Origin of the sequence: Shewanella inventionis (assembly GCF_019931735.1) — a bacterium.
Taxonomy (GTDB): Bacteria; Pseudomonadota; Gammaproteobacteria; order Enterobacterales; family Shewanellaceae; genus Shewanella; species Shewanella inventionis.
In genome coordinates, this window is record NZ_CP082926.1 from 3,237,493 (window position 1) to 3,248,964 (window position 11,472).

Annotated in this window: 8 protein-coding genes; 5 read left to right on the forward strand and 3 right to left on the reverse strand. The window is 42.8% G+C overall.

Annotation, left to right across the window (positions count from 1 at the left end):
• Window positions 1–251: 251 nt before the first annotated feature.
• The 5 genes from trmY (at window position 252) to K8B83_RS14305 (ending at window position 8,251) form a co-directional block, all read left to right on the forward strand.
• On the forward strand, window positions 252–848 hold the full coding sequence (trmY, locus tag K8B83_RS14285) for a tRNA (pseudouridine(54)-N(1))-methyltransferase TrmY (protein ID WP_223417536.1): 597 nt from the start codon (window positions 252–254) through the stop codon (window positions 846–848).
• A 220-nt stretch (window positions 849–1,068) separates the two neighbouring features.
• Window positions 1,069–3,177: a glycoside hydrolase family 97 protein gene (locus K8B83_RS14290; protein ID WP_223417542.1), complete on the forward strand. Its 2,109-nt coding sequence runs from the start codon at window positions 1,069–1,071 to the stop codon at window positions 3,175–3,177.
• A 410-nt stretch (window positions 3,178–3,587) separates the two neighbouring features.
• Window positions 3,588–5,129 carry an MFS transporter gene (locus tag K8B83_RS14295; protein WP_223417544.1) on the forward strand — a complete coding sequence of 514 codons (1,542 nt, stop codon included), beginning with the start codon at window positions 3,588–3,590 and terminating at the stop codon, window positions 5,127–5,129.
• Between the two features lie 65 nt (window positions 5,130–5,194).
• A complete protein-coding gene (locus K8B83_RS14300; protein WP_223417546.1) occupies window positions 5,195–7,669 on the forward strand; it encodes a glycoside hydrolase family 15 protein in 2,475 nt (824 codons plus the stop codon).
• A 186-nt stretch (window positions 7,670–7,855) separates the two neighbouring features.
• Window positions 7,856–8,251, forward strand: a complete 396-nt coding sequence (locus tag K8B83_RS14305; RefSeq protein ID WP_223417547.1) for a DUF805 domain-containing protein — start codon at window positions 7,856–7,858, stop codon at window positions 8,249–8,251.
• 165 nt (window positions 8,252–8,416) lie between these two features.
• Here K8B83_RS14305 and K8B83_RS14310 read toward each other — a convergent pair whose 3' ends face one another.
• The 3 genes from K8B83_RS14310 to K8B83_RS14320 all read right to left on the reverse strand — a co-directional run bounded on the left by K8B83_RS14310 (window position 8,417) and on the right by K8B83_RS14320 (window position 11,227).
• Window positions 8,417–9,349 (reverse strand): DUF808 domain-containing protein, encoded by a 933-nt coding sequence (locus K8B83_RS14310; protein WP_223417549.1) that lies wholly within the window; start codon window positions 9,347–9,349, stop codon window positions 8,417–8,419.
• Between the two features lie 85 nt (window positions 9,350–9,434).
• Window positions 9,435–10,472: a LacI family DNA-binding transcriptional regulator gene (locus K8B83_RS14315; RefSeq protein WP_188739110.1), complete on the reverse strand. Its 1,038-nt coding sequence runs from the start codon at window positions 10,470–10,472 to the stop codon at window positions 9,435–9,437.
• A gap of 44 nt (window positions 10,473–10,516) precedes the next feature.
• Window positions 10,517–11,227, reverse strand: coding sequence for a DUF3334 family protein (locus K8B83_RS14320; protein ID WP_188739111.1), 711 nt, complete (start codon window positions 11,225–11,227; stop codon window positions 10,517–10,519).
• Between the last annotated feature and the right edge of the window lie 245 nt (window positions 11,228–11,472).

Sequence of the window (11,472 nt, forward strand, 5' to 3'; positions counted from 1 at the left end):
GTGCTAACTTTAACATTTACAACGACGTTATAAGCGATATTAACCAGTAACAATGCTCACATTCTTGGGCTGGCTGGCGAAATAGTCAGATTTAAATAGTTGAAGCGTCACATGTTACAAGTGAAATTAATCGCATTACAGTCAGCATGAAAACTGTGATAATAGGCAACATACTTTGTCATTATCCAAACCAAGCACTTAAACCAATCAAGTCACAGATTGTTGATTATTATTTCCAATAGGATGTACCAATGCGCGCATTTGTAGTTAGAGCCAGAGCAGCCCCCGTTGACAGTGAACAATTTTTAGCAGGTATTGGCCAATCAGCCCACACTGAAATATTAGCCCACACACTCATGAACACCATTTTTGTGGCTCAGTCACATCGCGACGACGTTGTGGTGTATTTAGTATTAGAAAGCACCACCGATTTTTCACGTACCATTTGTTTTCGTTCAAATGAGTTGGGGCATATTGGCGGGTTTCATGAGCAAAACCTCACACATAAAATAGCCAAAGCGCTAACGGTATCTAAAGGTATGGCAAAAGAACAGTTACGTGAAGTCGAAGCCGGAATTACCGTTCGTACCGTTAGCTTTGAAAAGCTAGTACAAGAGTTAGCCGAAGATTATCAACTGTATATGTTAGAGAAAAAAGGCACCCCAGTTCGCGATATTGAATTTGCCGCAAACCCATGCTTTTTACTAACCGACCATATCCCCATGCCTAAAAAGAGCTTTAACAGCTTAAAACGCCTAGGTACACAACACATTAATTTGGGCCCCAAAATGCTGTTTGCATCGCAATGTGTGGTGTTAATTCATAATGAATTAGACATGAGATTGTAGGTATTAGCGGTGTTAACCTCACTTGTTTTTATTGATTCGCGTACATCATTTATGCTGCACTCAAGTCTTTAGGGGAAAGTTAACACCGCCTTTTATTTTTGTTGTGGCTTAGTTCCGCCATTCACGTTCTGAATACGTATGCAGATCTTTGCGGTAAAATTGAAAAGCGTCATATATTACTTGTTGAAAACGATATAATAATAATCAACAAGGATACCGTATGACACCCTCATACCCACAGACAACGGCGTTGTGTCGTCACACTCAGACCAAAGCCAAGTTTAATAAGCAATTGATTGCTTTAACCTGCGCCGCCGCGCTATCAGGTTTGGTATTGACTAACACAGCGCACGCCAAAACCGTCAATGTCACATCACCAGACTCACACATTGACATCAGTTTATCTGATGATAACGGCCGCCCTGAATACCAAATACACTTTAACGGCAAACCCGTCATTAGCCCGAGTAAGTTAGGCTTAGTTTTTGTCCAGCTAGGTGAACTTGGCAGTGAATTTACCATTAAGAATGTCACCCGTAATAGTGTCGACCAAACCTGGCAACAACCCTGGGGCGAACGAGAAAACATACGCGATCATTACAACAGCATTGTCGCGACGTTATCTAACGGAAAACTTGATTTTGACATTGAATTTAAAGCCTTTAACGACGGGATCGGTTTTCGCTACGTGGTACCCAAACAAGCCGGCTTGACGAGCACTGCTAAACTGGATATTACCGACGAACTCACTGAGTTTGTGATCCCCAATCCTCAGCTCACCACAGCATGGTGGATCCCAGGGCGAGGCTGGAACCGCTACGAGTATTTATATCGCACCACGACGCTAGACAAAATTGATCGCGCCCACACACCAATGACATTCAGAACAGCTGATGGCGTGCACTTGAGCATCCATGAAGCCGCACTAACCGATTATGCCGCCATGGTATTAAATCAAGGCCGCGATGGCACATTACGCGCAGATTTAACTCCGTGGTCCGATGGTATTAGAGTAAAAACCCAACCGGGATTTTCAACACCTTGGCGCACCATTCAAATCGCTAACGATGCTCCTGGATTATTAAATTCAGATTTAATCCTTAATCTAAACGAACCAAACAAACTTGGCGATGTGTCTTGGGTACAACCGGGTAAATACGTGGGTATTTGGTGGGGTATGCACCTCAACGAAAACACCTGGGGTAGCGGGCCTAAACACGGCGCAACCACCAGCGAAACCAAACGCTACATGGACTTTGCAGCACAATATGGCTTTGATGGCGTATTAGTTGAAGGTTGGAATGAAGGCTGGGACGGCAGCTGGTTTCACAATGGCGATGTATTTAGCTTTACTCAAGCTTATCCTGACTTTGATATAAACGCGATTAGCCAATACGGCAAGAGTAAAAACGTTCGCTTAATTGGCCACCATGAAACATCAGGATCTGTCACTAATTACCGCAACCAAATGAGCGATGCTTACGACTTGTATAAAAAGCATGGCGTTACTCAAGTCAAAACCGGTTATGTGGCCGATGGAGGCGACATAAAACGCGTTGATGAAAACGGCATAATAAGACACGAATGGCATGACGGCCAGTTTATGGTTAATGAGTATTTGCACAGCGTAACCGAAGCGGCAAAACGGGGTATTAGTATTAATACACATGAGCCGATTAAAGACACAGGTTTACGCCGCACCTACCCTAACTGGATTGCCCGCGAAGGCGCCAGAGGCCAGGAGTTTAATGCCTGGGGCAGCCCGCCAAATAATCCTGAGCACACCGCCATATTGCCCTTTACCCGGATGCTTGCGGGACCAATGGACTTTACCCCGGGCATTTTCAACTTAGCCCCACAAGGGTTAGATGCCGAAAACCGTGTACAAACCACATTAACAAAACAATTGGCGCTTTATGTTGTGTTATACAGCCCAATCCAGATGGCGGCTGACTTGCCGCGTAATTATGTGCAAAGGCTCGATGCGTTTCAGTTTATACAAGATGTCCCAACCGATTGGAGCGACAGTATCGCTGTGGCTGGTGAAGTAGGTGATTATGTGGCGTTTGCCCGTAAACAACGTGGCGCAGAAGATTGGTATTTAGGTGCACTTACAGACGAAAAGCCACGTAAATTAACCGTTAAACTTAACTTTTTAACGCCAGAAAAACGTTATGAAGCACAAATATACCGTGATGGTAAAAACGCACATTGGCTAACAAACCCATATGATTATGTCATTGAAACCCAGGTTGTCACGGCGAAAGACAGCTTAAGTTTGTCACTTGCAGCCAGTGGCGGTACTGCAATCCGCTTTAAAGCACTATAACCGACTTTATGTTGCACAAATGTGCAGGTTAAGTTACCCAAATAGCATGAATACGTATGTAGTAAGTTGTACCAGTATCAGGCTCGAGGCTACTATAAAACCAGCTATTTCGTTCTGGACTAGAGGATGAGAAGGGCTAGGTCGTTTCTGGTGTGTTAACCTTTGTGACCACCAGCTTTAAAGTACCTCCATTGACTTTATCGATAGTTTATTCGGATAAATAAACCATAGATAAAGCTTAGGTCTTGGCGAATACTTGTCTTAGGGAGATGCGTATTCGCCATTTTTTTATCGACACCATTGTCTCAAGTTTGCATTACCACACTTGATCAGTGAACAACATCAGTAACCGTCGTATTAAAAAGTCATAATAAAAAGTCAGCATAGCGACTGATAAAAAGGGATAAAACATGTCTGCGGATAATCATAATAATGTTACGCAACAGCCACAACTGAGCTTTTGGCAAATCTTTAATATGTGCTTTGGTTTTTTGGGGATTCAATTTGGTTTTGCTCTGCAAAATGCCAACGTCAGTCGTATTTTTCAAACCCTAGGCGCAGCCATCGACGACATTCCTATTTTATGGATTGCCGCACCACTGACAGGCCTAATCGTACAGCCCATTATTGGTTACATGAGTGACAACACCTGGAACGCCCTTGGCCGTCGCCGCCCCTACTTTTTAATTGGTGCCGTGTTAACCACATTGTCATTATTTATTATGCCTCACTCACCTGCCCTGTGGATTGCCGCAGGTATGTTATGGATCATGGATGCGTCAATTAACATTGCCATGGAACCGTTTCGTGCTTTTGTGGGCGATAATTTACCTAAAAGCCAACGTACCCAAGGGTACGCCATGCAAAGCTTCTTTATCGGTGTTGGCGCCGTTGTTGCCTCTGCCATGCCTTATATATTAACCAATGTGTTTGATGTGGCAAATACCGCTGCAGCAGGTGAGATTGCCGACTCTGTACGCTATTCATTCTACTTTGGTGGCGCCGTGTTATTTGTCGCTGTGGGCTGGACGATTATTTCAAGTAAAGAGTATTCGCCACAAGAGTTAGCCTCGTTTGAGCAACACGCTAATCATCTAAACACCTCAGAAAATACCAACAGCCGTACCAGTAAACAGTACCAAACCGGTGGCATCATTTGGATGCTAGTTGGCGCTATATTTACTGCGGCAATTTTAACGCAAGAGCTTGATAAACAGCTTTATATCCTTAGTATTGGCATTTTTGCTTTTGGGCCACTGCAATTGTTCTGTGCCCGCAAACTGACCCAAACAACCCAAGCAGCAAACAAACAACGTGACAACAATGGTATGCTGTTTAATGTGGTTGACGATTTATTTCATATGCCAAAAGCCATGCAACAATTAGCCGTTGTACAGTTTTTTGCCTGGTTTGCCCTCTTTGCCATGTGGATTTACACCACCGCGGCCGTGACCTCACACCATTACGCCACCAGCGATGTACTTAGCCAAGCGTATAACGACGGCGCCGATTGGGTCGGAATGTTATTTGCCTCATACAACGGTTTTGCCGCCATCGCCGCTATCATCATTCCGTTTTTAGCCAAAGCGGTCGGCATTAAGTTCACTCACACCATCAATATGTTTTTAGGTGGCATGGGGTTAATCAGCTTTATGTTTATTGAAGATCCTAATCAGTTATGGATCCCAATGATTGGAGTTGGTTTTGCCTGGGCCTCTATTTTATCTGTGCCTTACGCCATGTTGTCGTCTGCATTACCGGCAAAGAAAATGGGCGTGTATTTAGGTATTTTCAACTTTTTCATTGTTATCCCTCAGCTACTTGCCGCCAGCATTTTAGGCTTGTTGTTAAAAGTCTTTTTTGACAGTCAGCCAATTTATGCATTGGTATTAGGGGGTGTCTTTATGATGGTATCGGGCATTGCCGTACTGTTTGTAAAACAAGATAACTAAATCAATTTGATACAAAAAATAACAGTGATCTGTCATCGTCACAGACAATATTTTGGGGATGTTTTATGTTAACACTACACACACAGCGCAGTGCACTTTCGAGTGCCATCACCGCAGGAATTTTAGGCCTGGTGCTAAGCGGATGCTCGCCAGCTGACTCAACAGGTAAGGTTGAAACAGATGCTGCGACATCGTTAAATAAAGTTGCACCCGGCGCACCCGGTGTTGAGCCTACATGGGCCTTTTCGGGCAAAACAGGCATTGGCACATCTTACGAGCCGTATCTCAATGGCCAATATCAAGACCAAGCGACAAATCCTGTCAGTAAAGTATGGTTTTCTGTTGCCCAGGGCATACTCACCGAAACCATGTTTGGTCTTATTCATAATGCGCAATTAAAAGAGCTGCAATTTATTATCAGCGGCAATGGCTTTGTTGATACTGAAAAAGATAACACTATTAGCACTATAGAATATCTCGATACGGACGACCAAGGCCGTCCACAATCATTGGCTTATAAAATCATCAACAAAGATATTGAGGGGAAATACCAAATCGAAAAGCATATTTTTACCGATCCTGATAGAAATAGCTTGATGATGAACGTGACCTTTAGTGCTTTTGAAGCTGGAATTACTCCTCATTTGTACGTAAACCCACATATCGACAATAGTGGTGCTAATGATATTGCAGCGATTGAGGGTAAAGCACTTGTCGCACATACCAGTGATACAAACTCAACGGTTATGACCATTAAAAGCGATGTTGACTTTGTTCACGCGAGCGCCGGCTTTGTAGGCTCATCTGACGGGATTATCGATTTACAAGACAATGGTAAGCTTGACTCACTCTACCAAACCACAAGCAATACTAATCAAGGTGGCAATGTTGCCTTAACTGCACAGTACCCCACCCTGACAAAAGCAAATGACAGCCTAAGCTTTAACTTAGCCATCGGATTCGCTCAAGACAAAGCCAGCAGTTTAGCTACGGCACAGGCTACATTAGATGCCGGTTACGATGCGGTAAAACAGGCCTATTTAGGTGATGACAAGCATGTAGGTTGGAAAGATTATCTCGCCTCACTTACGCCGCTTGAAAGCATGAGCAACAACACCACAGACAATGGCAAACTGCTGTATTCCAGTGCATTAGTGTTAAAAGCACAAGAAGATAAAACCCATGCTGGTGCCTTAATCGCATCCTTATCAAACCCATGGGGCGATACCGTGTCTGCTAAAGTCGGCAGTACAGGCTATAAAGCGGTTTGGCCGCGGGATTTTTACCAATGTGCGATGGCATTTTTAGCCATGGGCGATACGCAAACACCTAAAGTGGCGTTTGAATATTTAAAGAAAGTCCAGGTTAATCAACAAACCCCAGGTTTTGCTGGCACACCAGGTTGGTTTTTACAAAAAACCCACGTTGACGGTGAAATTGAATGGGTTGGCGTACAGCTAGACCAAACTGCCATGCCCATTATGCTCGGCTGGAAACTGTGGCAGGCGGGCGTGTTAACAGATGCAGAGATCAGCAGCTGGTATCAGGACATGTTAAAACCTGCCGCCGACTTTCTAGTCACTGGTGGCAAAGTGAAGCTTGACTGGAATGAGACAAACATTACCCCGCCTAATACACAGCAAGAGCGTTGGGAAGAACAAGCAGGATTTTCTCCGTCGACTACAGCAGCAATTATTGCCGGTTTAGTCGCAGCCAGTGACATAGCGACACTGGCAAAAGATGCTGATGCCAGCACATACCTTGCGCTAGCTCAAACACTGCAAAGCCAGCTTGAAACAAGCATGGTCACCACTAGCGGCTTACTCAGTGCAACTGAGGCGGCACAAACAGAGGCTAACGCGGCGCCTTATTACGTTCGCATTAGTCCTAATGGCAACCCCAACACCGCAGACAAACTACTCGATAACAATGGAAAGCCAGGCTTAGATCAACGACTGATTTTAGACGGCGGCTTTTTAGAGCTAGTGCGTTATGGCGTAGTGGATGCACAAGACCCTGTCATTAAAAACAGCGTAATGCTCATCGATAATCAGCAACTTGAAGATAACTTACGGGTTAAGTACGAGTTTACCGCTAAAGATGGCAGTAAAGTACCGGGGTATCGCCGCTATGGTAACGATGGTTACGGTGAAGATACGGTCACAGGTTTTAGCTATGCTGAAAATGGCAATACCGAGGATCAACGCGGCCGAGTATGGCCCTTCTTTACTGGCGAGCGTGGCCATTACGAATTAGCGCTGGCAAAAGCCAATGGCAGCTTAACCCCAGACACTAAGCAAGGGTTAATAAACACCTATGTTCAGGGCATGGAAACCTTTGCCAACCAAGGGTTAATGTTACCAGAACAAGCGTGGGATGGTGTTGGTAACCCAACTCGCTATAATTACAAAATGGGTGACGGCACCAACTCAGCAACACCACTGGCGTGGACTCATGCTGAATACGTTAAATTGGTCCGTTCGATGACCGATGAGCAAGTATGGGACTTTTATCCTGTGGTGAAACAACTAGCTCAATAATGTTTTGAGACAATAAATAATCGCTAAACACTTATTTTAAAATGATGAGTATGTACCTCCCTACTAAAAAGCTGTTGCTAAATGCAATGGCTTTTTTTTGACCAAATCAAAATATAATATTGATAATTAAACACTATTTTGTAAAAATGATTAAGATTAATAAAAATTAACGTTAAGGACTAACGAATGAATTGGTATTTAAAGGTATTAAAGCAGTATTTTGATTTTAAAGGACGCGCGCGTCGTAAAGAATATTGGATGTTCGCATTAATAAGCGCAATTATCAGTATATTACTGACGTTAGTAGACATGGGAACAGGCCTGTACAATGACATTTACGGCACAGGTTTATTAAGCTCGGTTTATTCGTTAGCGGTCATCATTCCTAGTATTGCAGTCAGTGTGCGCCGCTTACACGACACCGATCATTCGGGTTGGTGGTTATTGTTATTACTTATCCCGCTGCTTGGCGCGCTGATCATCTTGGTGGTAATGTGCTTTAACAGTAAAGACGACAACGAGTATGGCCCAAACCCTAAAACCGAACCACAATTTACTGATCACGACAATTTAACCGTTTAGATTTTAGATTTTAGATTTTAAATTTTAAATTTTAAATTTTAAATCAAAGTCGCGGTAAAACAAAAAAGAGCAAGGTTAATAACCCTGCTCTTTTTTCATCATTCGCTTAGCGCGTTAATTTAATGCTACTGCATCATGTTTAACGAGCGCTTTAATACTGCTGCGTTAGCTTTTTGATGGCATCAATTTCATCACGCCATTCATTAATAGCACTGCTAAGCCACCGGCAACCACACCAAATACGGCATTAAGCACACTGGGCGTTAACAGCCCTAAAACGCCACCTACAACATTAATTTGCTCAACCACCACGGCCGCATGTTCTATCCATTCAAACACCACATGGATGCCGTGAGTTAAAATGCCGCCGCCCACCATAAACATGGCAATGGTGCCAACAACGGTGAGTATTTTCATTAAATAGGGCGCAGCAGAGACCAGCATTAAACCAATGTTGTGCCCTAACCCTTCAGCTTTACGCTTGGCAAGGTATAAGCCGACATCGTCAATTTTAACGATACCTGCAACTAAACCATAAACCCCTACCGTCATGACAAGTGCAATGACGGACAGGGTTAAAAACTGGCCCATTAAATCCATGTGGGCGGCCACACCAAGACTAATGGCAATAATTTCAGCAGACAGTACAAAATCGGTACGAATAGCACCCTTGATTTTATCTTTTTCATACTTGGCTAAATCATCTATATCTGCTTTGCCTTTGGCGACAATGGTTTCATCGTCAACTGGCGCGGACTTTTTATGCGTCATCGAGTGATAAACTTTTTCAAAGCCTTCGTAACACAAAAACAAGCCACCAAACATAAGCAACGGTGTAATCGCCCAGGGAATAAAAGCACTGATTAATAATGCCAGCGGCACTAAAATAAGCTTATTGCGAAACGAGCCCTTGGCAACGGCCCACACAACAGGTAACTCACGCTCAGATGCCACACCAGACACTTGCTGAGCGTTTAGCGCTAAATCATCACCTAATACTCCTGCTGTTTTGCGTGCAGCCACTTTACTCATTGCTGCCACGTCATCCAAAATTGTCGCAATGTCATCTAACAAGGTTAATAAACTGGCGCCTGCCATAATCGGTTTTATCCTGTAATCAGTTTGGTATTAGGTTATAAAATGATTTAACTGTATTTAAGGTTATTTAGTAAAACTAGGCTTTTTATAAATCGTCAGCCTTTGTGCCACAGGAGTTTCGCACCACCAAACTTGTTTTAATCAGTCGTTGGCTCACTTCTTGTCCACGAATGAGTTTAAGTACACTCTCTACTAATATTTCACCGGCAAACTGGGTATCTTGTTTAACGGTTGTCAGAGCCGGATTGGCAAAACTGGCAATAGGTATATCATCATAGCCCACAACAGCAACTTGCTCGGGCACGGTAACACCGCGTTTTTTTAATGCGCGCATCGCCCCAATCGCAATTAAATCGCTGCCGGTAAAAATGGCATCGAATAACACGCCTTTATCAAGCAACGCTATCGCGGCGTCATATCCTGATGCCTCTGTATTAATTGCATGATGTTGTAATTGCTTATCCGCTTGAATACCTGCCGCATTTAATGCTGCAACATGGCCTAAATAACGGTCACGAAACTCTGGGCTATGGCCAGATGCATCGCCTAAAAATGCAATTTTTTGACGACCGGCCCCCAATAAATGCTCGGTAGCAATATAGCCACCTTGGTGATTATCACAACCAATCGACAACACCGCTTTATTGTTATGTTCGGCTCCCCAAATCACAAAATGGGTATTCTTTTCAATCAGCTTATCTAGCTTATGAGCGTAATCCATGTAATCGCCATAACCCAATAAAATAATGCCATCGGCCTTATTACTGTCTTCATAATCGGCATGCCAATCACTGGAAAGCTGTTGAAACGAAACCAGTAAATCATAACCTTGGCGAGCAGTTGCACGAGTAATTGACCCTAACATAGACAAAAAAAACGGATTAATCATTGAATCGTCATTGGTGGGGTCTTCACAGATCAACAGCGCTAAAGTTTGACTATTTTGCATACGTAAATTACTGGCATTTTTATCAACTTTGTAATTTAGTTCTTTGGCAATAGCTTGAATGCGCTGGCGTGTCTCTAAGTTTACCAACGGGCTATTACGTAATGCACGAGACACAGTGGATTGAGATACACCAGCCTTGTAAGCAATATCAATAGAGGTCGCTTTAGATGTCATGTTCTGCATCGCCTTTTATCATTATTGTCGTTAACCTTTACTTACTATAAACCAAGCTCACTCAGTAAATCATCGGCATCATCAACCACAATCCCTTTTACATTTGGATCATTTAACACGTCTTTAGTTTGAGGAGATTTTTTATGGGTGATTTTACCATGAGCTTCAAGTAGTGCATCAGCATCAAATTCTTCATCCATCTCAAAATCTGCAGAACGAATAAACTCGGTTTGATCCATGGCAAACTCAAGATAAAAAATATGATTATTTTCAGTCTTAAACGAGACTCGTCTTGCAACGGCATTATCCAGATTGGTATCAACAGAAATCGTTAACTCTTTATTAATGGTTAACATTTTAGGCTGACTTTGGCTGATTGATGTTTGTAATTCTTTGGATATTTTGCCGATAAAATCACCCAATATTTGGTTCATCAATTCGCCCATCACGTTACTTACATCATCTGATGTGTGTGAAAAAGCCAATTCAGATTCTGGCATGCCCATATTGATCATATAGCGACGATAAATCTCAATGGCAGCATCGGCCGAAAAGTTAATCACGACTAAACCTGAAAAGCCGCCATCAAAGATTGAAAAACAGCCTAAATCGGGCTTCAAGCGGGTGCGTGAAATACTTTGTACCATACCAGCATGGCTAACCTGGCTTGCACTGGTACTCGACAAAACATGAGAAACCGAATGGCATAGCTTTAAAAGAATATCGTCATTATTAACAGTGTAACTAGAATTCATCGCGTTAATACCTTTTTGTTATTTAAGCTAATCTTGCGGGTAAAACATAAAAAAATCAAAATTAAAACAAACGATTAGACTATTTAATAGCCAAACACAGTAAAAGTTTGATTAACCGCATGATATACCTCTATTTTATATTCCAATTTACAGATAACTCTGAAATGTCAATAACTGCTGTTTGCTCACAAAAAATGGCAAAAACTGTTAATTTTTTCCTAAATGCCATTATAATTCAAACATTC